This is a genomic window from Flavitalea antarctica (assembly GCF_054461535.1).
This window is the reverse complement of the sequence record NZ_JBTLQG010000001.1, coordinates 367,928-392,722: the sequence shown is the minus strand read 5'-3', so window position 1 is coordinate 392,722 and position 24,795 is coordinate 367,928. Positions and strand designations below refer to the sequence as shown.

The window sequence follows — 24,795 nt, the reverse complement described above, 5'->3', positions numbered from 1 at the left end:
GTATTTATTGTCAATAATTATTCCACCTAGTTTGAAGAATGAACAAAAATAATCTGATTTATCGCGCAAAGTATTACGTTATACGCCAGGGTACAGGGCCGGGCAATATCAACCGGAACCGCCTCTAACGCATTGACCAATCGAGCCAAACCAACGATGTCGCCATTCCGGAAAAGTTTACTCTTTCTTCTTGCCAGTTTACTATGTATAACCGCTTTTGCACAAAGGCCAACATTGAAATTCAAAAACCTGTCAACAACGCAGGGTCTTTCCATCAATAATGCCACCTGCATCCTGCAGGATAGAAATGGTTTCATCTGGATAGGAACCAGGGATGGCTTAAACAAATACGACGGATACAAATTTACCGTTTACAGGTCCCAGCCTCAAGACTCATCCAGTATCAGTGCCAATTTTGTCTGGAGCATGAAAGAAGACAGGGAAGGCAATATCTGGGTTGGAACAGTATCAGGTGGACTTAACAAATACATTTCAAAAACAAATAAGTTTATCCGTTATCGCCACGACCCGACAAATGCCAGAAGCATTAGTCACAACACGATTCAATCGATACTCGAAGACAGGGAAGGAAACATATGGGCCGGCACCGCAAATGGTCTTGACCTGCTTGATAAAAAAAATAACAGGTTCGTTCACTATCAGCACAATTCCCGGGATAGTACGAGTATTGCGAAAAATGATATTTATAAAATTTTTGAAGACAGCAAGGGTAGGCTATGGATCGGCACGCGGGGTGGTGGTCTGGATGTGTTCGATAAGAAAACAAACACCTTTAAACATCACCGGTTTGATCCTAAGGATAAAGAAAGTATCAGTGAAAACAGTATCCTTAACATATTTGAAGACCGTGATTTCAATATCTGGGTTGGTACAGATTCCAAAGGCCTTAACCTTTATGACGCCGCAAAAAACAAATTCAAACGTTTTATTCACGATCCGTTAAACAGATCCAGCCTCGCAAATAATACGGTCCGCTGTATTAACGAGGATGCAAATGGTTTGATTTGGCTCGGCACCGAGAATGGTGGCATCAGTCTTTATGACAAAAAGAATAACACTTTCTATAACTATGTGCAAGATGACAGTGATCCTTCAGGGATCAGCAGCAATTCGATCTGGGATATTTATTTTGACAAAAAAGGGAACACCTGGCTGGCCACATTTCATAGTGGGGTTGAGTTTCTTGACAAGGAGCCTGCGAAATTCGCCAGGTATCATAAAGAGCCAAACAATAAAAACAGTCTCGGTCACAACTCGGTAAATGCGTTCCTGGAAGATGCTGATGGTAACATCTGGATAGGCACAGATGGCGGTGGAATTACCATGTTCAACCGCAGGAAAAATATATTCAAAAACTTCCGCAATCATGCTGATCCTTCCAGTCTTGCCAGTGATGTGGTGCTTACACTTAAGCAGGCCCGCAACAAAGAAATCCTGGTCGGAACTTTTCGAGGAGGGTTAAACGGCCTGGATCCGGCAACCGGCAGATTTAAACGATACCCGGTCGACAGTATCACAAAAAAGGGTACCAGTGCTGATATGATCGGCGACCTGGTTGAAGACAGGTATGGTAACTGGTGGATAGGTACCTGGCAGGGTGGGCTTAATTATTATGATCGAAGCAAGGATGTATTCAGGCATTTCAAACATGATGCAGCTGATCCGACCGGGATAAGTGCACCTTCAGTAAACAGCCTCTACCTGGATTCGAAAGAAAATCTATGGATCGGAACGATGGGTGGAGGACTCAATTTATATGATAAGCGAAACGATCATTTTATTGTTTACAGACATAATGAACCGGATCCCAGGAGCCTGAGTAATGATATTGTAAATACTATCCTTGAAGATACAAAGGGTCGTATCTGGGTCGGCACGAACAATGGGCTAAACCTGCTAGATCCGCTTACGGGGAGGTTTACCCGCTATTTTGAAAAAGACGGATTACCAAACAACGTTATACAGGGAATCCTGGAAGACGGCAAAGGAAAACTATGGATAAGTACGAACAATGGCTTATCCTGTTTTGATCCTGGCTCACTCACTTTCAGGAACTACGAACACAACGATGGTTTGCAGGGACCGGTTTTTAATCATGGCGCATATTTTAAATCTTCAGGCGGTGAAATGTTTTTCGGGGGATCGGGAGGATTCAACGTTTTCCATCCGGATAGTATCAGGACAAACAGGTATGTTCCGCCGGTCTTTATCACCGATTTCCAGGTGTTCAATAAATCAATTAAAGTTGGTGAAGAAAACGGGCTGCTAAAAGTTAACATCAATGATACCAGGGACCTTACACTTTCATACAAAGAGTCCGTATTTTCTTTCGAGTTTGCAGCCTTAAGTTATACGCTCCAGGACAAAAATCAGTATGCATACAAACTGGAAGGTTTCGACAAGGAATGGAATATGGTTGGAAAACAAAGGAAAGCAACCTATACTAACCTGGATCCAGGTGATTATGTTTTTCGTGTTAAAGCGAGCAATAACGACGGGTTATGGAACAACCACGGAGTGTCCCTGAATATCCGTATTACGCCACCATTCTGGTTAACCTGGTGGTTCAGGATTCTTTTGTTGTCCTTATTGATCGGCGCCTCCGTGGCCTTCTACAGTCACCGGGTCCGTAGTATTAAAAATCATAGAAAGAAGTTACAGCAGCAGGTTGCACTACAAACCGAACAGCTGGTTCACTTTGCAGCGGAAGAGCGAAAAGCGAGGCAGGAAGCTGAAGAAGCAAACAAGGCGAAAAGTATATTCCTGGCAACCATGAGCCATGAGATCAGAACCCCGATGAACGGGGTGATAGGCATGTCGGCATTACTTGGAGAAACTTGCCTCACTGAACAACAGCGGCTATATACTGAAACCATAAGCACTTGCGGTGAAAGCCTGTTAAATGTGATTAATGATATTCTTGATTTTTCTAAAATAGAATCAGGAAAACTCGAACTTGAGCAGGAAAGCTTCAATCTCCGTAACTGTATCGAAGATGTATTGAACATCTTCGGAGCCAGGGCTGCCAAGACCGGGCTTGAGTTGGTCTATCATATTGAAGAGGATGTACCCTTACAGATAGTGGGGGATGATCTGCGTTTGAAGCAGGTCGTTAGTAACCTTGTAAGTAATGCAATGAAGTTTACCCAGGAGGGCGAGATATTCGTAGGGCTTCAGTTAAAACACTCGGGTCCGGGCAATCAACATGTCATCAGGTTTTCGGTACGTGATACCGGTATCGGGATACCCCCTGACAAAGTCGGCAGACTGTTTAAGGCCTTTTCCCAGGTTGATTCCTCTACTACGAGGAAGTTTGGCGGAACCGGGCTTGGTTTAGCCATCTCTGAAAAGCTCGTTAACCTCATGGGTGGTGATATACAGGTTGAAAGTGTGGTTGGCAAAGGTTCAACATTTACTTTCACTATCAATACCACCATCCCGGCAACAGGGTCGCAGACTTATATTCAATACGACATGAAAAAACAGGCCGGTAAAAAAATACTGGTTGTTGATGACAATCTTACCAACCGGACCATCCTGAAAAACCAGCTTGAACGATGGAGCCTTATACCGCTGATGGCTGAGTCTGGTAAAAATGCACTTGACATCCTGAGCCGGATCGAAGGAATCGACCTGGTTCTTTCGGACATGGAAATGCCCGGGATGGACGGATTACAGCTGGGGAAAATTTTGAAAGAAAACTTTCCGTCTATTCCCGTTATTTTGCTTAGCTCGAATGGTCATGAGAATGATGCCGCCAGGTCTTTGCTTTTTTCATCGATTCTGACCAAGCCGGTAAAGCAGCACCTGTTGAGCAAACATATTCTTAATGCTTTACAGGTAGATCCGGAGGCTTCAGCACAGTCTGCGAATCATAAAAACCTGCTCTCGACAGATTTTGCCGGTGAGTACCCGCTCAGGATCCTTGTTGCCGAAGACAACCTTATCAATCAACAGGTAATTCTGCACATTCTCGGCAAACTTGGCTACACGGTATCGGTGGTTGAAAACGGACAGCAAGCAGTTGACGCATGCAGGAAAGATTCGTTCGACATTATTCTTATGGATATGCAGATGCCTGAAATGGATGGTCTCGAAGCAACCTATGTGATCCGTCAAACCAACCACGAACAGCCTGTCATCATTGCACTGACCGCTAATACCATGGAAGGAGACCAGGAAAAATGCCTGGCCTCAGGCATGAACGATTACCTGGCCAAACCAATCAGGCTTGCCGAACTCATGGAAAAGCTAAGGAAATGGTCCACCGCCACCTTATAATCTGCCCCCGCATTTGCTGATCCGATTTGCTGGTAAACCTGTCATGAAGCACTGCCTCACCAGAGTCCGGCAGCGGACAATAAGTGTCCGGAAACGGACACTTATTCCGGAGATTCTAATTGAAAGTCCTATCGGCTAAACACTTATACAATGGCATAGTCATTGACTTAAATCGTGTGTACCAGCACGTTACAATAACCACGATAAGTTTGCCGGGAATTTCCTAAACCATATTGTCTTAAAATCAACTCATGATAAAGAACCTGCTCCTGGTTGCACTACGCAACTTCAAAAGAGATAAGTGGTACAGCCTGTTGAATATTCTCGGTCTTACCATCGGGATCACCTTCAGTCTTTTCCTGATCTTCTATATCAAGGATGAATTGGCATACGACCGTTATCATAAAAAAGCTGACCGGATTTACCGCATTAATTCCTTTATCAAGGAGCCGGACAAAGACATGTTGAAATGGGCAATTACCCAATACCCGCTGGGACCACAGCTTAAAAAAGACTATCCTGAAGTAGAGGAATCCGTTCGTTTTGTTCCAAACGGAAGAGTGATGTATAAGAAAGGTGCGTTGCGTTTTTATGAGGACAAGGTTTTTTACACAGATAGCAATGTGTTCCGGATGTTTACTTATGATTTTATTGAAGGGGATCCTAAAACGGCACTCCTTGCACCAAACACGATTGTTATCACAAAATCCGTTGCAGAAAAATACTTTGGAAAACAGAAGGCGCTGGGCCAGTCTTTAGAAAATACGAGTGGTGATGTTTATAAGATTACAGGTGTTATAAAAGATGTTCCAAAAAATTCTCATTTTATTTTTAACGTGCTGATATCAACCAGCAGCCTCCCGGCTGATTTCCAGAGCAGCTGGGGGAATTTTAGTTTCTATACTTATGTGCTGTTAAACCCAAATACAACTGCCGCATCGTTTGAAAAAAAACTGGCTCCCATGTATGACAAATACATGGCTGCGATCTTCGCCCAGTATAACATCAAAATACATTACGGTATTCAGAATATCACCGCCATTCACCTTCATTCGGACATGAGTAATGAGCCGGAAGAACTTGGCAGTATATCTTACATTTATATTTTCGCTGCGGTCGCCTTTTTTATGCTCATCATTGCCTGTATTAATTACATGAACCTGACTACGGCAAGATCCGCGAGGAGAGCCAAAGAAATCGGCATCCGCAAAGTAACAGGTTCCACTAAATCACAACTTGTCGCCCAGTTCCTCGTCGAATCGATCCTTACTGCACTATTTGCTTTGTTACTGAGTATTGGTTTCATTGCTTTGTTACTTCCGTATTTCAATTCTTTATCCGGAAAGTTCATCACCTTCGGATCCTTGCTTGATCCCGGAACATCCCTGATACTGCTCGGTATCGTTTTGTTCGTTGGTTTTGTGGGCGGAAGTTACCCGGCATTTTATCTTTCCAAATTTAACCCCGTAACTATACTGAAGGGAAGCCTCTCAAAAAGCTCAAGCAACGTTACGCTCAGGAGGGGCCTTGTTGTTGTTCAGTTTACCATCTCGATGATCATGATCATTTGTACATGGATCGTTTATGCGCAGTTGAATTATCTCAGAAACAAAGATCTGGGATTTAACAAAGAACAGGTGCTGACTGTATCTGCAAACGCTAACAACAATATCCAGGCAAAGATTACCTCATTCAAAAATGAAGTGAGAACTGTTCCCGGGGTCATGGCTGCAAGTACTGCCGATGCTACTCCGGGTCGTGGTATCAGTTTTAACCTGTTTAGTGTACAAACCGAGTCGGGTTATCTGGATAAAGGTGTGGATGTATATGGGGTAGATGAAAATTATTTCAATACGCTCGGCATGAAGATGCATGAAGGCAGAAATTTTTCAGGCTTACCGGATACCTTGCGAAGCATCATTGTGAACCAGCAGATGGGAAAAGAATTCGGTTGGAAAACATCCATCGGCAAACATGTAAAATTTCCCGGTGACACTTCAGGAAGATATTTTGAAGTTGTAGGGGTGGTAAAAGATTTCAATCAGAAGTCTCTGTATAATCCCATTGCACCGCTTATTTTGTTCTATAGGAATGCCAGCAACAATTTCCAGCTAAAACTTGATCCCCAAAATATTCCCCGTACCATTACCAGTGTCGAGAATACCTGGAAAAAGATCTTTCCTGACCTGCCATTTGAGTACACCTTCCTTGACCAGGATTTTGATTCGCAGTATGCCGCTGATCAGAAAAGGGGCAAAATATTTACGAGTTTTTCAATCCTGACCGTCTTAATTACCTGCCTTGGATTATTAGGGCTGATTGCGTTCACAACACAGCAACGACAAAAGGAGATCAGTATCAGGAAGATCCTTGGAGCCGGAGTAGGAGAGATCGTCCCGCTTATCACTACTAACTTTATAGTGCTGGTTGGCCTATCCTGTATCGTTGCCTTTCCTGTGGCTTATCTGTTTATGAGTAAATGGCTCAATATATTTCCATATAACACGGGTTTATCGGTCTTTCCTTTTATTATGTCCGCTGTTATAGTGCTGGTCATTACATTGCTTACGGTGATTTTTCATACGCTTAAGGCGGCGCTGACAAATCCGGTGGAGAGCCTCAGAACGGAATGATGGGTTATGAAGCCTGATCGGACATATTGTGTTTTTGCGATTGCTATGTGATGGTTTTTCTTTTAATTTGTCGTGGTAATAAATGCTTTCACCAACACCTGTTTTGTGCCGATGACAGAATCCGTTAAGCTGATTTTGTCTGATAGCGGGAATGTTTTTTGATTGAATAATATATGAGCAAATTAGATGTAAGTATACCGCACGAACTTCCAAAGGAAGAAGCATTGACAAGAATCAAAAGCTTATTGGCAGATCTCCAGGAAGAACAAAAAGATAAGATAAGAAACGTAAGGGAAGACTGGAATGGAGACACGGGAATCTTTAGTTTCAATGCGAAAGGTTTCGATGTTTCCGGACACATAACTGTGGCAGAGGACCATGTAAATGTGCAGGGGGATCTTCCTTTTATGCTTTCTTTTTTCAAAGACACTATAGCAAACGTCATCCGGGATAAAGCAGGGAACCTGTTAGCCAGATAAATCCTGATTGGTAAAATGGGTCCTGATCCTTGGGAGGCTTTGAGTGACATGGGATTAAGCTGAAGATATCTGTACAGAAATGTAACATTTCCATATTGGTGGTGTCTATCTTAATTATATCTCTTTAGTATGGTCAAAAACTTCTTCAAGGTCGCGTTCAGAAACATTCTGCGCAGCAAAGGATTTTCATTTATCAACATTTTTGGCCTGGCTGTCGGGATGGCCAGTGCGGTTCTGATCGTTCTCTGGATCCAGAACGAACTTAGTTATGATCAGTTCCACAAAAACAAGGACCGGATCTACGAAGCCTGGAACCGGGCAAATTTTGACAGTAAACTTTTTTGCTGGAATACAACTCCAAAGGTTTTAGCCCGGACCCTTGAACGCGAATTGCCGGAAGTAGAACGCGCCGTGCGCGTGAACTGGCCGAGTAATTTCCTGTTCAGTATAGGTGACAAAAGGATCATGAAACAGGGGAACATGGTCGATACAGGCTTCCTGCAAATTTTCAGCTTCCCGATGCTTAAGGGAAATCCTGCAACTGCCTTAAATGATATGCACTCGATTGTTCTTACCGAAAAGCTTGCAAAAGCCTTATTCGGTAAAGAAGAACCAATGGGTAAACTCATTAAACTTGAAAACAAAGACAACTTTGTAGTCAGCGGAGTTTTGAAGGACCTCCCAAATAACACACGCTTCACCTTTGAATACCTTCTGCCATGGTCATACCTTGTTTCCAGGAACGAAGACGATTCCAGCTGGGGTAATAACAGTACCCGCACTTATGTGTTGCTTAAGGAAAACGCCAGGCTCGCGTCCGCTGCACCGAAGATGAAAGTGCTCAAACAGAAATTTGATGAAGAAGCTAAGAAAGACAAATGGGAGATGTTCCTTTATCCGATCGAAAGATGGAGGCTTTATTCAAGTTTTACTGATGGGGCTGAAGACAATGGCGGGAGAATAACTTTCGTAAAACTTTTCGCAACAATTGCTGCTTTTATATTGCTGATTGCCTGTATAAACTTCATGAACCTCAGCACGGCACGCAGTGAAAAACGCGCCAAGGAAGTAGGGATCAGGAAAGTTGTGGGAGCAAGAAAAGGTTCGCTGATCGGTCAGTTCATCGCAGAGTCCATCCTGATCTCTTTTCTTGCAGCATTGCTCGCCCTTGGAATAGTCTTTTTGAGTTTACCAGGATATAATAAACTAACCGACAAAACCCTCTTTATCAATTTTGGAAGTGTGTATACCTGGCTCACCGCTATTGGTTTTATATTGTTTACGGGCTTGCTTGCCGGAAGTTACCCGGCTTTTTTTCTCTCTTCTTTTCAGCCGGTCAAAGTGTTGAAGGGAACCTTCAAAAAGGCTCATGCGCTCGTAACACCCCGGAAGGTGCTCGTTGTGTTACAATTTACGTTTGCAATTATCCTGATCATCTGCACCGTGATTGTAAAACAGCAGATCGACTATGCCCAGGACCGCGATACCGGTTATCAGAAAAATAATCTTGTCTATCATTTTATGACCGGTGATATCCCGAAGAACTACCAGCTGATAAAAAATGAGCTGATCTCGAATGGGATCGCCACTTCTGTTGTTAAAACCAATTCGCCGATAACAGAGCAATGGAGCGATGGTTGGGGACAGGAATGGGAAGGTAAGGATCCGAATGATAAAACAGATTTCTCAAGATTTGTGGCTGATGAGGGGCTGGCGGAGACAGTGGGTCTGAAGTTTGTCCACGGCCGTGATTTTAACCTCAAGCAATTCCCGACTGACTCTACAGGAATGATCATCAATGAGGCTTCTCTGAAAGTGATGAAGTTTAAAGATCCAATCGGTAAGATCGTTAAGGATAACGGAGTTGACTGGCACATTGTAGGGGTAATCAAAGACTTTATTCTTACGTCTCCCTACGAACCCGTACGGCCCTTGCTGATATCAGGGGCAAAAAGCGAATGGTTCAATACCATTCATATGAAGCTGAATCCGCAGAATACCACTGCGCAGAACCTTAAAAAAGCAGAAGCCATCTTCAGGAAATATAATATCGAATATCCTTTCGACTACAAATTTGTGGATGAAGAATATGCCCGGAAATTTGAAAATGAACAAATGCAGGGAACACTGGCGGGACTGTTCGCGGCGCTGACCATTTTCATTTCATGTCTTGGTCTGTTCGGTCTGGCCACTTATATGGCTGAAAACAGGGTGAAGGAGATTGGCGTGAGAAAGGTTTTGGGTGCCTCTGTTACCGGGATAACCGCCCTGCTTTCCAAAGATTTTATCCGGTTGGTTATCATCTCCTTTGTTATTGCCGCCCCTATTTCATGGTGGGCCATGCACAAGTGGCTCGAGGATTATACCTACCGCGTACCGATCCAGTGGTGGGTGTTCGGGATATCCTGCCTGCTGACCGTGTTTATTGCATTGCTGACAGTGAGCTACCAGGCAATCAGGGCGGCAACTGCGAACCCTGTGAGATCTTTGCGCACGGAATAAAGTCGTGGCATGTCATGCGGCTGGTGATGCAGCAGATGCTAATCAGCTCACCATAAACCTAACTTCATGTAACTATTCCAGGGTGGTCCTGCGGATCTTGTGTCTTCCATAGATCAGTATCATGAGTGCTACAGCAGAGGCAACCGACATCACCAGGATCATTGGGGTAGTATCACGGGCCTGGAACAGGCTCACGCCGGTAGACGCTATCGCTCCAAGCGTCATCTGTGATACACCAAGCAATGAAGAAGCACTTCCTGCATTTGTATTGAAGGGTGCCAGCGCAAGTGCGCTTGTGTTGGGTGCTATCAATCCCAGGCAACACAGGTAAACGAAAATAAATCCCACTGTCAGGAAAACACCGGTAAGGTTGTAAAGCGATAAAATCAAAAATACCACGGAAACTGCAGCCTGGCATAACAGTGAAGCATATACGATTTGCTCGCTGCTGAAATATCGCAGGAGAACCGAACTCACCTGGCTCGAACCAATAAATCCAACGGACAACCCGGCGAATATCCATCCATACACCTTGGCATCCATATGAAAGATTTCCATAAAAACCAGTGGTGAACCTGACACATAAACGAACAGGCCGGAAAAAGCGGTTGCCCCGGTCATGGCATAGGTAATAAATTGCTTGTTGCTCAGAACAAACCTGAAATTCTTAAGAATAGGGCCCGGTTTCAGCGACATGGAAGGATCCGGCTGGTAAGCTACCGGCAGCAAATACTTCACAGCTATCAACAGCAACAGCGCCAGCACTGCAAGTATGATAAATACGGTCTGCCACCCGAAGCCTGCCGTAACATATCCGCCCAATGTTGGAGCAATCATTGGTGACGTTCCGAGCACCAGGATCAACAGGGAAAAAATTCTTGAGCTCTCGCTGATAGGAAACAAATCTCTTACCATCACGGCAGCACCTACAGCAGCGGCACAACTGCCTACCGCCTGCACAAAACGCCAGGCGATCAATGAATCTATGGTCTCACACAAGGCACAGGCGATAGAAGCCAGCAAATAAAGCAATAATCCGAGATAAAGGGGTGGCTTCCGACCGAATCTATCCATCAGTGGCCCGTACAAAAGCTGGCCAGCAGAAATTCCAATGAAGTATGATGACAAAGAAAGCGCGACCCTGGATGTGTCCGTATCAAGATCTTTTGCTATATCCGGAAAACCGGGCAGATACATATCGATGGAGAAAGGACCCAGCGCCGTTAATGCCCCTAAAACAAGTATCAATACAGTTCTGTTTCTTTTCTCAGTATTGGAAATATTCATTATACTATAATATAACATCGAAATGGATGTCAAAATTAATCCATCATAAATGAATTGTTGGAATCAATTCAAAAGAGGTTTGTAGCTTATCACTAACTTTCATGTCAGCAGGGCTCAAAATAGGCATTACCCATCGCCAGGTCGCTTTTTTTAAAAACGAAGGAATGAATTGCAAAAAGCTAATAGTCGGGAAATCGAATGTGTTGTTATTATCAACAGGACTTCTGCTGTTTACGGTCAACGTGATCGCACAAGGGAAGATAACTGGCTTCAATCTTGATCTCCGCAAAACGGCGCAGACGGTTGAAAACTTCGGAGGATCTGGTTGCTGGTTTTCCGAAGGAATAGGCAAGTACTGGGATCAACAGAAAAAAGATTCTATAGCGCGTTTGTTATTCAGCAAAGAATTTGATAATAATGGACAACCGCTTGGAATCGGACTCTCTGCATGGCGTTTCAATATTGGTGGGGGCACTGCGGAACAGGGGGAGCTGAGCGGTATCAAAACGGCGGTAAAACGTGTGGAATGTTTTCGGGATGAAAACGGAAATTATAACTGGTCAAAACAAGCAGGTTACCAATGGTTCCTGCGTAAGGCAAATGAATATAAAGTAGAAAATCTGATAGCATTCAGTAACACGCCGCCAGTTTACTTCAACAAAAATGGCCTGGGTTTCAAAACTGAAAAAGATTATACCTGCAACCTTCGCGAAGACAGGTTCGACGACTACGCCGAATTTCTCGGCCGGGTCCTCAAACATTTCGACAGTTCGGGAATACATTTCAAATTTATCAGTCCGGTAAACGAACCGCAGTGGGATTGGTCGAATAAGTTCGGTGAAATGAACCAGGAAGGTACACCCTGGCACAACCAGGATATTTTCAGGATTGCCGCGAACCTCGACAGCTTACTGCAGAAAGAAAAACTCAAAACACATATTCTTTTGCCCGAAGCTGCAACGCTCAAACATCTATATACTGAAGGTGGGCACGCCGGGAAACAGGTACAGTTTTTTATGAACCCGGCCTCACCAAATAATATTACGAAACTACGCTCAGTATACCCGGCGCTTGCGGGTCACAGTTACTTTACTGATGCAGGTGATAGTAACCGGGTGAACATACGCCGGCATGTCCGCGATACTATGATGGCTTACAATGCGAAGTTCTGGCAATCTGAATACAGCATGCTTGGCAACGGGTACAGGGAGAAAAAACAAGGGAAAATTCCAGCTATGGATTGTGCCTTATTCCTGGCCAAGATTATTCATACGGATCTGGCAGTTGCCAACGCCGCAGCCTGGCAACTCTGGAACGTATATGAGCCCGGGAGCGCCGACTTTGATACACGCTACTACCTTATTGCGTTGCAAACAAACGACAGTAATACCAGTGGATCATTTAAAGTGACAAAAAATCTTTGGTCCATGGGTCACTACAGCCGCTTCATCAGGCCTGGTATGAAAAGATTGGTCATCGAACGGGACGATCAGCTCACCGATGAAGAAAGCTCCGCGGATGTGATGTGCTCGGCATACACTGATGGCAAAGACAAAACGGTGATTGTAACTATTAATTACCTTGACGAACCAAGAACTATTAATTGCAAAATCAAGGGAGGGCGCAAATATAAATCGCTGACTATTTATACAACCACTGCTGATCCTTCAGTGAATATGAAACCTGCTGCCGTCAGCGACCTTTCCAGGGTAGTATTACCGCCACGGTCAATAAACACCATAGTATTAACCAGGTAAGCAGAGTTTTAACATTTCCGATCAAAGATAGTTTGATCATTTATTTACTTCCGGCCAAAAACTGCCGTATCTGTATCATCCGTTGATTACACTGGTGTTTAAAACATCCTGGTATGTTTTTAAACGGTGGAACCAACCGGCCCCTTGTATAAATTCGAAAAATGTATTTCCTTTAATGGATATTTGGTGTAAATCCTGCCTTTCCATCCGGAAGAACTGAATTTTCCTGCATCCATTGAAAGAAATCTACAGATCCCTGTCCTGACATTTTGAATCCGTAAATTGCATCTGTGATGAGAGTTCTTTTCGTTTGTCTTTTTTTTATTCCGCTTTTGGGATTTTCCCAACAACGTGTTCATGTAACCGCTTTCGGAGGATTTGCCAACTATTCCGGTGATCTTCAAACCAAGAGATTGACGCTCGATCAGTCTCACGGTACCTTTGGCCTGGGACTCAAATTAGATATCACCAATCATTTCTCCGCGCGTGCCGGTTTTAATTACGGAAGACTTGAAGGCAACGATAAAAAAAATGAGGGCCTTCTCAAAGCCAGGAACCTGAATTTTCAAACCGGAATCGTAGAGGGTAACCTGATGATTGAATACACTTTACTCGACCTTTCGGAAAAGAAATTTTCGCCCTTCGCTTTTGCGGGAGTTGCTATCTATCATTTCAACCCATATACCTACGATACGTTAGGAAACAGGATCAACCTGCAGCCGCTTGGCACCGAGGGACAAGGTCTGGCTCAGTATCCCGATCGTAAACCCTATAATCTCACCCAATTTGCCATTCCTTTTGGTGCCGGGGTGAAACTAAGGGTCAGCGATAATGTTGTTCTTTCTTACGAGATCGGCCTCCGGAAACTTTTTACCGATCACCTGGACGATGTAAGTAATACTTATGTTGACCAGACATTGTTAAACCAGGCAAGAGGACCCCGCGCTGTCGAAATGGCCTACCGGGGCGGTGAATTAAAAGATGGAGATCCTAATTATCCCGCAGATGGCACAACACGCGGTGGACCGAAATACAAAGACTGGTATTACTTTACCGGTGTCGGCATATCCATAGGGATCAGGGGAATCACTAATCCTTTTTCGGGGAACCGCTCAAATTACGGTAAAACTGACTGTCCTACTAATCTTTGATGCTGCTTTTTTGAACTAGTAACCTACTCGCCCCGATATGATTTTCGCACACTCTTTGTGTGGCATCCGTGGAAATGAATGTCCCCGGTTTTCAAGATCTTTTTTTGAAAAAGGTTCGCAAATACTTCAACTATTTTAGAAGTTTATTTTCCCTGCAATAGGATCCGGAAGACTGATCGTAATGGTTTATTAATGAACTTTGCGGATTAACAGATAAGAAATGGCTTTTAAAAATCAGCAACATTTTATAGATACGTTGGAACAGGCAGGGGAATTGGTGAGGATTAAAACTTTCGTGGATCCCGTGCTCGAGATTTCTGAGATCACGGACCGGGTAAGTAAATTGCCGGGTGGAGGAAAGGCTTTGTTGTTCGAAAATACGGGTTATGATTTTCCTGTTCTGATGAATGCTTATGGCAGCGAAAGAAGAATGTGTCTCGCACTTGGTGTCAACCACCTTGACGACGTGGCAAAGGAAATTGAAAGTCTGTTCAAAATGCTGGCCTCACCAAAAGAAAGCATCATTGACAAACTCAAAATGCTTCCGCAACTGGGAAGGTTTGCTTCATGGATGCCAAAAGTAATAAAGGGTAGGGGAGAGTGCCAGGAAGTGATAATGGCCACACCTGATATCACCAAATTGCCGGTGATCACCTGCTGGCCCAAAGACGGTGGTCCTTTTGTTACCCTTCCCGTTATTCACACCAAAGATCCGAATACACATTCCAGGAATGTTGGTATGTACCGGATGCAGGTCTTTGGACCCGCATTGACCGGGATGCATTGGCATAAACACAAGGTCAGCGCAAAACATTTTACCGAGTATAAAAAGCTTGGTAAAAGAATGCCAGTGGCGGTTGCGCTCGGTGGAGATCCCGTTTACGCATATTCAGCAACAGCTCCGCTGCCGGAGAATGTGGATGAATACATGCTTGCCGGTTTTCTTCGCAAAAAGAAGGTTGAACTGGTTAAATGTATTACGCAGGAAGATGTAGAAGTTCCTGCTGATGCGGATTTCATCATTGAAGGCTACGTAGATCCGGGTGATGAACTGATATGGGAAGGCCCGTTCGGCGATCATACCGGGTATTATTCATTGCCAGACTGGTATCCCCGTTTTCATATTACTGCAATCACCCATAAAAAAAATGCCGTCTACCCGGCCACCATTGTTGGCATACCGCCACAGGAGGACGCCTGGCTCGGCAAAGCGACGGAGCGCATCTTCCTTGCACCCATCAAAATGACCATGGTGCCGGAGATCATTGATATGGATATGCCGGTGGAAGGCGTATTCCATAATCTCGTGATAGCACAGATCGACAAATCATTTGCGGGCCAGGGCCAAAAGGTAATGAATGCCATGTGGGGTGCAGGTCAGATGATGTTTAATAAGATTCTTGTACTCGCTGATCAACATGTAAAGATCCAGGATTACCGTTCACTCGCAGTAGAGGTGTTTAAGAACCTTGATGTGGTCAATGATATTACTTTCAACAACGGACCGATGGATGTGCTTGACCATAGTTGTTCCAAACTGGGTTTTGGTGGAAAGATGGGAATAGATGGCACAAGGAAATACGAAGAGGAGATAGAAGGAACGATGTCGCATGAAACCGGTATGGCGGATGTTAACCGCCTCAAGTCTTCCTTACTGGAGTATGCCGAGATCAAAGACGTGAATGTTTCTTTGCCGCTGATTGACATTCCTTGCCTGATCATTTCCGTGGAGAAAAACAGGGCTGGGCACATCCGGGAATTGCATCACCAGGTTTCCGCACTCGAAGAGATGCGCTGGATCAAAATGGTGCTGTATGTGGAACACACTGTCGATGCGAATGATCTTACCACCGCGCTCTGGCGTTTCTGTAATAACCTGGATCCAAAGAGGGACCACGTCGTTGGGTATGCACGTGAAGACGGCAAGATGACCGCCTGTCTCGGCCTGGATGGTACACGCAAAACCAAAGAATTTGATCAGTTTGAGCGTGACTGGCCGAATATTATCGTCAGCGACGACAAAACCATTCATGCCGTTGATGAGAAATGGGATAAGCTGGGATTAGGTAAGTTTATTGTCTCACCCTCCCTGCGGTTTAAAAGCCAGATTTACGGGGAGGAGGCTGTTGTTGGTTAGGATCTTTTTTGATAACAATTCGTTGGTTTTCTTCCTTTGTAACCTTGTCGAAAAATTCTTTGGTTGAAGAATATTCAGCAGGAGATATCTTATGTTTTTTAAGTTCCAGCCTGGTCACGCAGTACACTGACTTTTCTCCTTCATTGTAAGCATAGGATGTGCTGTAATCTGCGATCCCGGAAGACAAATTCCTTGCGACAGGGAGCATATCCACAGTAAAGCCCTCCGGCAGCCTGTAGATGGTTGTGTCTGATTTTGTAAAAGGTATATTGAAATAGAAGTCTCTGATTCTTTTGTCATTCTCCGGCATCTTGTAATTCCAGAATTTGTAAATATGCGGCGCGAGAAACATCTTTGATCCAGCCGTAAATTCAGACACTTTTTCAATTGACAGTTCAATATTAGTATTGTACATGTTCGGATCCGCTATATGGGTAATAGTAAGCTCATCCGGTTGTTTATAACCAAATTGGCGCACAAGAAATGATTTCTGATCATCACGTTTTCTTTCAGAAATATTAGCAAGCAGCATCTGTTTGAACAGCCCCGTTGCCTGTATATTCGACATGCACTCGCCGCTGCCGCTCTCGTCGAGCTGTATAACAGTTTTTGCAAAAAACAGGTTTTCAGCAGCGCGACTCCTGGGAGTGGCTACCAGTATGCCGCCGTTTTCTGTGACTATTACCGCATTTTTATCTAGTGTACTATGATCAAGTGTTCCAAAAGGCAATGTTTTGCTGGTACATTCCAGCCAAATGCTGTCCTTTCCTTCAGGCACAAAAAGGATAACATGGTTGAACCTGTCAATCGGAAAATCAGGATCTTCACCTTCATCGTTGGCCTGGCTGCGGATCACTGCAAGATGACTTTTAATACCGAGTGATTTTAACACAGCATACATGTAATTACTCAGGCCTTTACAGTCACCATATTTTTTATCATCAGTGAATGACGCGGGTAATGGCCGATGTCCACCTATTCCAAGCTGGATACTTACATACCGGAAGTTTTTCTGCATGTATTGATATACTGTCCTGATCTTATCACGATTTGAAACAGCATCTTTGACCAGGTCCTTGTAGAAATTTACTTTCTGTTCATTTAATTTATCGGTTCCTGCTATCACGGAAGCATACCATAATCCGAAGTTTTTCCAGGAACTCATGTCCCCTTCATAGTCGTCCAGTTTAAATTTATTCGGGGCCAGCAGTATGGCAGGGTAGCATTTTCCTGGTGCGGTTGCTCCATCTTCAAAGGTGATAGCAGACTGGTTTTTTGTAGACCAGGTATAAGTGAGATTTTTACCATCATCTGTTTTCACGGGTTGAAGGTTCGTGTTCTGAGCTTTGAATCTCAGGCCGTTTTCTTTGGGGACGATAGCTGTGAAGCTTGAGGCCATAACGGATTTATAGGGCCTGGCAAGACGGTACCCGGGGTATTGCAGCAAACCCCTGGAGTCTTCGTCAAATTCTGTTTCTATAGTAATCGGATATGATGAGGCGGGAACTACCAGGTAATGACGAATAACATCATCTACCAGGCCCTCACCGATGTTGTAGGTCGAAAGATCTTTTTTCTTGTATTTTATTACAAACTTTCCATTAGCATCATACACTTTCAGCTCAAAGTTGCCCAGCTTGTTGAACTTATCACTATAGTGTTGAAAAATCAACTCATCGCTTCCCCGTTCATTGAGGATAGTCACTATTGAATGAACCCTATACGAAGCTCTTTCAATACTTGTTACTTCGAACACCTCTTTTTCATAACGGGTAACAACATATGCGTCTTTCTTCAGGCTGTCAGGTATCTTATCTACTGCCAGGTCCATTTCCTGACCCAAACAAACATTTATAGAAAAAACAGTGCTAAATACAATTGTGATAAGGGAAGCAAATGACTTTAACATGATAGTGGATTAGCTTTTTTTAATAACTATTTGTTCTCCGAGATAATCATACATCTTTTTGTAAAACTCGTGTAATGCACCATACTCACCGGGATCATATAAACTCTTCTTCATCTGTACAGAGATTCGTGAAACCAGCTGTCTCGATTTATCGTCGAACAGAACGGATCTTGAAAACATGATGCTTTTATCTTCATTAACCAGTTTTACCGATTTTGGCATTGCATCTATAACAATTCCCTCGGGAATCGTGATATAACTGTTCAGGTAGAAAGTTTGCCTGTAGCCAAAGTTTACATTGCTGAAACGGACCTTACTTAAAAAAGGGTTTCCATCTAATTCCGAAAATAATGTAGTAGGGATGAAACTGTAATCGCCGGTAGTGGTTACACCAGAAGAAAAGGTGAAATTTTGCAAAAGCGGCATCGTGTCAAGGCCTTCGTTGGAAAGGCTGAAACTGTCGATATCAACATTCCCGGTTTCTCCCCTGAACTCTTTAAGGTAGTTGCTACTGTTATTCCTGTAAGCATACAGCCTGTTTGTTCGTGCGTAATCGACACTCCTGATTAACACCTTGCCATTCAGCTTGCCTTCCTTTGACAGGACACCGGTAACATTTACATAGTCGAGGTATTCAAATTGATCATCTTTTATCTGTATCAATCCGCCCGTTTTCCGGTTCACAACCAGCGCAGTTGTGTTCAGGATACTATGAGGGATGATATGCGATGGCGTGTACTTATCAGTGCCATCGAGATAAAACGTCTTTCCTTCTGCTACGGCATAAGCATAGACGGTGTTGAACTGATCGATAAAAGGGTAATCTGCATTTACCTTTCCATGTTCCCGTTCACTCACCAGCAGAGGTGATGCTTCGATCCCGGCATCGCGCAACAATGTCACAAGTGCCAGGTTAACTTCTCCGCTGGTTCCGGTTTTTTTTGACCAGGCCTGCTTTATTCCATCAATAGCATACTTACTGTAGATTCCGTTCCAGACCATGTTTGATCTCACATAATTATAGACCTTCGTGGTCCTGCTGGCCAGTGAAGGATCAAGCCTGACAATCTTAATAAAATCTTCGGCTCCACTTAGTGATTTACCAACCTGGTTCCCGAAACCTGAGTGCGAATTCAGTTCCCTGATCACTTCTTCCCAGGTGGTCATGTATTTTTTCTTATAACCAACATTCTGGCCGGATAACTGGAAGATCACCATCTGGAGATAGTCCTTGCGCGAATCCATATATGGTTCGTTGCGCAATCCCGGGATGTTTTTCATTGCGAACGAAATTTTGCCCGTGCCTTTCTCCGGCTGGATCTCTACCGGTATATCATCCCTTTTCTGAACGCGGTAAGCAAACTCATAATCCGGCAGTACAACTAAAGAATACCGGCTCTCTACCACAGGTAAGGACTTTTGAAACTGCCAGTCTTCCAGGCCACCGTAACTTTCCATCGTGCTTTTATAAGTGTATTCGATGATACTTCCCACTTTTACAGATGGAAAGGTAAAGACGACTTCGCTCCAGTATTTATTGATGTTCTTTTTGTACACCGATTTTTTCTCCAGGTCCAAAAACTGCAGAAGTCCATTAGAGGTTTCATTATAAATCCGTCCGCGGATCACTTCAACTGATTCAAAGTTTTCTTTTGAATAAAACGGAATGCGGATGTCTGCATGACTAATTCCTTTTTCTTTTAGAATTTTTAGTCTCACCCTGTGATTTGTTATCAAGCGGTACTGATCATCATGGTCGGCATAGGCTTCGTGCATCAGCACAACAGCGTCGGCCTCCGGATCGAAAGAACATTCTTTCATCTTTATCTCTTCCGGCTTAATAACGATAACATCTGAAAACTCCTGTGCATTAACAGACATCGTGATAAGACAGGTAAGCAGGGGAACAATCAATTTTCTCATCAGCAGGGGGTTATGAAAAGGTAAAACGGTTCAACCAGTTAATTATTTACTACGCCATCTACTTTTTTAACTACATACTGTTCATTAAGAATCGCGAAAAGTTTTTTGTAGAATTCCATGAAGTAGGGGTATTCTTCCGGTGTAAAAATCGGTTTCTTAAATTCAAGCGTGACCCTGGTGGTGAGTGAATTGCCTTTTACGGCCGTTAACCTTGTCATCATTATAGAAGTATCGGGCATAATCATGCGCACATTTTTCGGCATTTCTTCAAATACAAAACCTTTCGGGATCTCAAAGTTCCCGACGATGCTATATGTTTGGTTAGCTCCAAAAAATATGTCTGAAAACCGCTCTTCGCTGATAAATGGATTTTTCTCCAGGCCAGAGAAAATATTAGCAGAAAAATACCGGTAATTACCCGATTCATTTACCGGGTGCGAGAACTTTAACTCCTGGACAAGTGGCAGGGAATCATTGTCTTCATTATTGATCACCACGTTGTCGATCTTGAATTCCGGGTTCCGCGATTCAAAATAATGTTTTACAAACTGGTCCTTGCCCTGTTTCAGTATGGGCATCCTTTCCACTCTTGAATAATCAAAACTGCTTACAGTAGCCTCACCTTCAATCAACCCCTTATCAGTAAGTGCGGCTTTGAATATCGTAACAGTATTAAACTTGTTGCCTTTGTCCCATAATACTTCCCAGCCCCATTCGCCGGATTCAATTTTTTCGATCACCAGGCCTTCACTGTACATTACATCAAGTGGTATAAGCCGGGTGGCCGTGTATTTTTCGGTGCCATCCAACACGTACACCTTAGACCCGATCCTTACATGGGCAAGTACCTTGTCAAACTGATCGTAACCGGGCAGACTGGTCGAGACCCTGCCATTTTCCCTTGTGCTCACCAATACCGGGTGAGCATTCAAACCGGCATCCTTCAATAAATTTACCAGGATAAGGTTTATCTCACCACTGGTTCCCTTTTTTTCTTTCCATGCTGCCTTTACTCCCTCGAGTGCCCAAATACTGGAAGTGCCATTGTACTCCATGTTTCTACGCACATAGGAGTGGATGGTCAGCATCTTTGCGTAATCCGAAGTGAGCGGTTTCAGGGCGAGGTCAAGATCTGCTGTCCTCGGAATATTTTTTTTCAGCTGTACACCAAAATCTTCATCCTCCATAAGTTCCTTTATCACTTTTGGCCAGGTTTTTAACAGGTCGTGCCGGATACCATTAACTGTAACAGCTATAATACTCGTCTCCAGGCGCTGCAGGTAATCATCATCAACAGTGATAAAAGGTTCGTCACGGAATGCGGGAAGATTCCTGACTGAATACGTATGTATATTATTGTTTCCACGCAGGGTATGTTCGGTTTCTACCTGGTAGCTGCCAAATTGTTGTGAAATCACATCGAGTTCTACCGGGGCCTCGATAGTATAGCGGGCCAGCATCGCTGGTATATCTCTTTGAAAATACCAGTGCTTGGGCCATCTACCCCTCAGCGCATACTTGTATTCGATTATGCTCCCGGCCTTTACATTGGGAAACGTAAAAATCTGATGGGAATTTCTTGCGTTGATTGCTTTGTCATAGATGGCTGTTTTGTCAACCTTGGAAATAACCACGTTACCGGATTCATCTACGTTATAAGTCTGCGCAGTGAGGCCGCGTATCGTTTGCTGACCCTTATAGCTGTAAAACGGAATTTTAATGTCGGCTTGTCCGAGGCCTTTGTCAGTTAAGATCTTAATTCTGACATGGCGTTCGACCTCTGAGAAAACAGTTCCACCAGTGAAATTTGTTGTATACTTGCCTACATCGAACAAAACGACTGCTTCCGCGTTTTTATCAAACGCGCATTCCTTTAATTCAATTTCAGTTTTGTCGATTTTGCCGAACGCGGGAATATCTTTATTTTTCTGGGAATAGCTGACAGTGGCACATAGTGCCAGGCAGGCAAGCAAGGGTACACTTTTCATCGGTATAGGTTAAGGGTTATGGGTTTAGGAAACAAGTATAATATCTTTTTTTCCGAAAATGAAAATTATTCTATTAAATACCAGATAATTGCTAATTATGGTGATTCAGTATATGAAGAAGAGTGTAATAATGGTCTTATGCCTCGGCGCCGCAACCCTTGGTTTGGCGCAGTCTGCTACCCCCTCAGCAAAACCCGCTACCCGGAAACCACTCGTGAGAAGTACAACCAACAATACGCTTCTTTGGGAAATCACGGGTAAGGGGTTAGATAGTCCGTCTTACCTGTTTGGTACAATGCATATACTTTGTGCAGATGACGCAAAGCTTAGTCCTAACATGAAGCAGGTAATCAGAGACTGCAACCAGGTGTATTTTGAGATAGACATGGACGATATGCAGGAGGTGATGGGAGCAGTCAAATATCTGCGGATGAATGATGGCTCAAAAATATCCGATCTGCTTACTCCTGAGGAATATGAAAGAGTGAAGAACTATTTCGAAAAAAGCAAGTCCAAGCTACCTTTTTCGATGATGAACCGATTCAAACCTTATTTCGTTTCGAGCCTCATCGGTGAGCAACTCATGAGCTGTAAGGAAACAAACGGGATGGAAGGTATGATCATGCAGGAGGTAAAGCCGCTCAAGAAAAACATCAGGGGGTTGGAAACAACCGAATTCCAGGCTAGTATTTTTGATAGTATTCCTTATCAGAAACAGGCAAAGGATCTGGTATCTTATATTGACAGCGTTGATCACTACAAAGCAATCACCGAACAAATGGTTAAGGTTTACCTGATGCAGGATCTTGGCCAGCTGGATAAACTGATGCAGCAAAGTGATGTGGGTATGAATGAGTATATGGATCTGATGTTGTACGATCGTAACCGGAGATGGGTGGACCAGATCCCCGGAATTATGAAAGAAGGAGGCACCACGCTATTTGCGGTTGGCGCGGGACATTTGCCTGGTGAACAGGGTGTAATTAATCTGCTGAAAAAGGCGGGTTATTCCGTGAAGCCACTAAAAAACCTGTAAACCGCCCGGCCAGGATTGCATTACAAACTGACCGGACGGATATTTGGAAGCGGTTAAAACTGTTTAGGTTAAAACTGTTCAAGTCCTGAAAAGAAAAAATTGCCTTCGATCCTGGCATTATCATCACTGTCACTGCCGTGAACAGCATTTTCACCCATCGAAGTAGCATATAGTTTACGAATCGTACCCTCTTCTGCCTGGGCAGGATTGGTTGCGCCGATCAGTTTACGAAAATCTGCCACTGCGTTTTCTTTCTCCAGAATGGCGGCAATGATGAGACCGCTGCTCATAAAATCAACCAATTCACCGTAAAATGGGCGTTCCTTATGCACTTCATAAAACTGGCCGGCTTTTTCGCTGGTTAGTTTTGTTTGTTTCAACGCAACAATTCTGAAGCCCCCTTTTATAATTTTATCTAAAATAGCCCCGGCATGTCCGTTCTTCATTGCGTCCGGCTTAATCATCGTAAACGTGCGATTACTCATATATTATGATAAATTTTGGTCGCAAAGGTAGAAAAACTTAATAACTATAATTGGCCGGTGAAGCAGAATTATGCACCTTTGCCCCCGTTTTTATACCAAACGTCCATGTCAGGATATTGACCTACAGGAGGATCGGTCGGTGTTCCGGCTTTGCGGGACAGCGTATCCGAATAAATAAAACAATTATGGCTGGATGAAACCAATCAGGGAATTATATCCGTTACTGTCCGAACCGAAAAAGATCGTAATCACCATGCATCAGAAGCCTGATGCGGACGCAATGGGCTCAGCCCTGGGTCTCTATCATTTCCTGCTTTCGTTTGATCATGAAGTGACCGTTATTTCTCCGACTAACTGGGCAAAATGGTTAAACTGGATGCCGGGATGCAATAAAGTGGTTGATTTTGAATTGAATAAAGAAAAGTCAGAGCAGATCATAAGTAAGGCCGACTGGCTTTTTTGCCTTGATTTTAATACGCTTTCGCGTACCAAAAACCTGGCACCAAGGATAGAGCATTTTACCGGCACACGTATCTTAATTGATCATCACCAGCAACCGGAGGTTGATAAGTTTGTGTACGGGGCTAGCAATACCGCTAAAAGCTCCACCTGCGAGATGGTGTACGATTTCATCGTGGAATCCGGCAACAGCCTGCGTATCACTATGGGAATGGCAGAATGCCTGTATGCCGGCGTAATGGCAGATACAGGTTCTTTCCGTTTTCCGGCCGCTGCAGCATCCGTACACCGGATGGTTGCGGATCTGAAAGACAAAGGGCTGGAGCATACCAAGGTTCATGAAAATATTTACGATAGCTACCATGAAAACAGGCTTCGTTTTATAGGACATGTGCTGTTAAACAGGATGGAGGTATTTTACGAATACAATACTGCCATTATTTCGATACCCAAAAAGGACTTGCTCAGGTACGAGATCAAGACCGGCGATTCTGAGGGATTAGTTAACTATCCGTTGAGCATAATGGGCATAAAAATGGCGGCATTAGTAATAGATCGCGACGAGGAAAGGAAGTGGAGTTTCAGGAGCAAAGGCAATTTCGATGTCAACTCTTTTGCCCGTAAATATTTTGAAGGTGGCGGACACTTTAACGCCTCGGGCGGCCGTAGCAGCGATTCGATTGAAAAAACAGTTCAGCGCTTTATTGAAGCGATGAAAGAAAATGCATCACAACTACAATAAAACAT

The 24,795-nt window shown here is 43.8% G+C and carries 14 protein-coding genes; 9 read left to right on the top strand and 5 right to left on the bottom strand.

The window, feature by feature from the left end; genetic code table 11:
• Positions 1 to 234 precede the first annotated feature (234 nt).
• From ACX0G7_RS01260 to ACX0G7_RS01245, 4 genes are all read left to right on the top strand, one after another.
• The gene (locus tag ACX0G7_RS01260; RefSeq protein ID WP_458921587.1) at positions 235 to 4,302 is read left to right on the top strand and encodes a hybrid sensor histidine kinase/response regulator; all 4,068 of its coding nucleotides are present in this window, start codon (positions 235 to 237) and stop codon (positions 4,300 to 4,302) included.
• A gap of 251 nt (positions 4,303 to 4,553) precedes the next feature.
• A complete protein-coding gene (locus tag ACX0G7_RS01255; protein WP_458921586.1) occupies positions 4,554 to 6,935 on the top strand; it encodes an ABC transporter permease in 2,382 nt (793 codons plus the stop codon).
• Between the two features lie 173 nt (positions 6,936 to 7,108).
• Positions 7,109 to 7,414, top strand: coding sequence for a polyhydroxyalkanoic acid system family protein (locus tag ACX0G7_RS01250; protein ID WP_458921585.1), 306 nt, complete (start codon positions 7,109 to 7,111; stop codon positions 7,412 to 7,414).
• A 129-nt stretch (positions 7,415 to 7,543) separates the two neighbouring features.
• The gene (locus ACX0G7_RS01245) at positions 7,544 to 9,916 is read left to right on the top strand and encodes an ABC transporter permease (protein ID WP_458921584.1); all 2,373 of its coding nucleotides are present in this window, start codon (positions 7,544 to 7,546) and stop codon (positions 9,914 to 9,916) included.
• Positions 9,917 to 9,988: 72 nt separating this feature from the next.
• Here the strand turns inward: ACX0G7_RS01245 and ACX0G7_RS01240 are convergent, their stop codons facing one another.
• Positions 9,989 to 11,254, bottom strand: coding sequence for a multidrug effflux MFS transporter (locus ACX0G7_RS01240; RefSeq protein WP_458921791.1), 1,266 nt, complete (start codon positions 11,252 to 11,254; stop codon positions 9,989 to 9,991).
• 50 nt (positions 11,255 to 11,304) lie between these two features.
• Between ACX0G7_RS01240 and ACX0G7_RS01235 the strand changes: the two genes are divergently transcribed.
• From ACX0G7_RS01235 to ACX0G7_RS01225, 3 genes are all read left to right on the top strand, one after another.
• Positions 11,305 to 12,960: a glycoside hydrolase gene (locus ACX0G7_RS01235; protein ID WP_458921583.1), complete on the top strand. Its 1,656-nt coding sequence runs from the start codon at positions 11,305 to 11,307 to the stop codon at positions 12,958 to 12,960.
• A gap of 293 nt (positions 12,961 to 13,253) precedes the next feature.
• Positions 13,254 to 14,111, top strand: a complete 858-nt coding sequence (locus ACX0G7_RS01230; protein WP_458921582.1) for a DUF6089 family protein — start codon at positions 13,254 to 13,256, stop codon at positions 14,109 to 14,111.
• A gap of 220 nt (positions 14,112 to 14,331) precedes the next feature.
• The gene (locus ACX0G7_RS01225) at positions 14,332 to 16,248 is read left to right on the top strand and encodes a menaquinone biosynthesis decarboxylase (RefSeq protein ID WP_458921581.1); all 1,917 of its coding nucleotides are present in this window, start codon (positions 14,332 to 14,334) and stop codon (positions 16,246 to 16,248) included.
• On the opposite strand, the gene ACX0G7_RS01220 is transcribed toward ACX0G7_RS01225, so the two are convergent.
• The 3 genes from ACX0G7_RS01220 to ACX0G7_RS01210 are packed head-to-tail and all read right to left on the bottom strand — an operon-like array spanning position 16,208 to position 22,068.
• The gene (locus ACX0G7_RS01220) at positions 16,208 to 18,157 is read right to left on the bottom strand and encodes a DUF3857 domain-containing protein (protein ID WP_458921580.1); all 1,950 of its coding nucleotides are present in this window, start codon (positions 18,155 to 18,157) and stop codon (positions 16,208 to 16,210) included. The genes ACX0G7_RS01225 and ACX0G7_RS01220 overlap by 41 nt on opposite strands.
• A gap of 9 nt (positions 18,158 to 18,166) precedes the next feature.
• Entirely contained in the window at positions 18,167 to 20,080 is a 1,914-nt protein-coding gene (locus ACX0G7_RS01215; RefSeq protein ID WP_458921579.1) for a DUF3857 and transglutaminase domain-containing protein, read from the bottom strand.
• A gap of 38 nt (positions 20,081 to 20,118) precedes the next feature.
• Positions 20,119 to 22,068 carry a DUF3857 domain-containing protein gene (locus tag ACX0G7_RS01210; RefSeq protein WP_458921578.1) on the bottom strand — a complete coding sequence of 650 codons (1,950 nt, stop codon included), beginning with the start codon at positions 22,066 to 22,068 and terminating at the stop codon, positions 20,119 to 20,121.
• Between the two features lie 112 nt (positions 22,069 to 22,180).
• Here ACX0G7_RS01210 and ACX0G7_RS01205 point away from each other — a divergent pair, with 112 nt between their 5' ends.
• Positions 22,181 to 23,104, top strand: a complete 924-nt coding sequence (locus ACX0G7_RS01205) for a TraB/GumN family protein (RefSeq protein WP_458921577.1) — start codon at positions 22,181 to 22,183, stop codon at positions 23,102 to 23,104.
• A 68-nt stretch (positions 23,105 to 23,172) separates the two neighbouring features.
• On the opposite strand, the gene ACX0G7_RS01200 is transcribed toward ACX0G7_RS01205, so the two are convergent.
• Positions 23,173 to 23,589 (bottom strand): nucleoside-diphosphate kinase, encoded by a 417-nt coding sequence (locus ACX0G7_RS01200; protein WP_458921576.1) that lies wholly within the window; start codon positions 23,587 to 23,589, stop codon positions 23,173 to 23,175.
• 193 nt (positions 23,590 to 23,782) lie between these two features.
• On the opposite strand from ACX0G7_RS01200, the gene ACX0G7_RS01195 reads away from it, so the two are divergent.
• Positions 23,783 to 24,790 (top strand): DHH family phosphoesterase, encoded by a 1,008-nt coding sequence (locus tag ACX0G7_RS01195; RefSeq protein WP_458921575.1) that lies wholly within the window; start codon positions 23,783 to 23,785, stop codon positions 24,788 to 24,790.
• Positions 24,791 to 24,795: the final 5 nt, after the last annotated feature.

Coding starts and splice junctions, on each gene's coding strand:
- ACX0G7_RS01255 (WP_458921586.1), top strand. CDS start 4,554: ATGATAAAGAACCTGCTCCTGGTTGCACTACGCAACTTCAAAAGAGAT.
- ACX0G7_RS01250 (WP_458921585.1), top strand. CDS start 7,109: ATGAGCAAATTAGATGTAAGTATACCGCACGAACTTCCAAAGGAAGAA.
- ACX0G7_RS01245 (WP_458921584.1), top strand. CDS start 7,544: ATGGTCAAAAACTTCTTCAAGGTCGCGTTCAGAAACATTCTGCGCAGC.
- ACX0G7_RS01235 (WP_458921583.1), top strand. CDS start 11,305: ATGTCAGCAGGGCTCAAAATAGGCATTACCCATCGCCAGGTCGCTTTT.
- ACX0G7_RS01230 (WP_458921582.1), top strand. CDS start 13,254: ATGAGAGTTCTTTTCGTTTGTCTTTTTTTTATTCCGCTTTTGGGATTT.
- ACX0G7_RS01225 (WP_458921581.1), top strand. CDS start 14,332: ATGGCTTTTAAAAATCAGCAACATTTTATAGATACGTTGGAACAGGCA.
- ACX0G7_RS01220 (WP_458921580.1), bottom strand. CDS start 18,157: ATGTTAAAGTCATTTGCTTCCCTTATCACAATTGTATTTAGCACTGTT.
- ACX0G7_RS01215 (WP_458921579.1), bottom strand. CDS start 20,080: ATGAGAAAATTGATTGTTCCCCTGCTTACCTGTCTTATCACGATGTCT.
- ACX0G7_RS01210 (WP_458921578.1), bottom strand. CDS start 22,068: ATGAAAAGTGTACCCTTGCTTGCCTGCCTGGCACTATGTGCCACTGTC.
- ACX0G7_RS01205 (WP_458921577.1), top strand. CDS start 22,181: ATGAAGAAGAGTGTAATAATGGTCTTATGCCTCGGCGCCGCAACCCTT.
- ACX0G7_RS01200 (WP_458921576.1), bottom strand. CDS start 23,589: ATGAGTAATCGCACGTTTACGATGATTAAGCCGGACGCAATGAAGAAC.
- ACX0G7_RS01195 (WP_458921575.1), top strand. CDS start 23,783: ATGAAACCAATCAGGGAATTATATCCGTTACTGTCCGAACCGAAAAAG.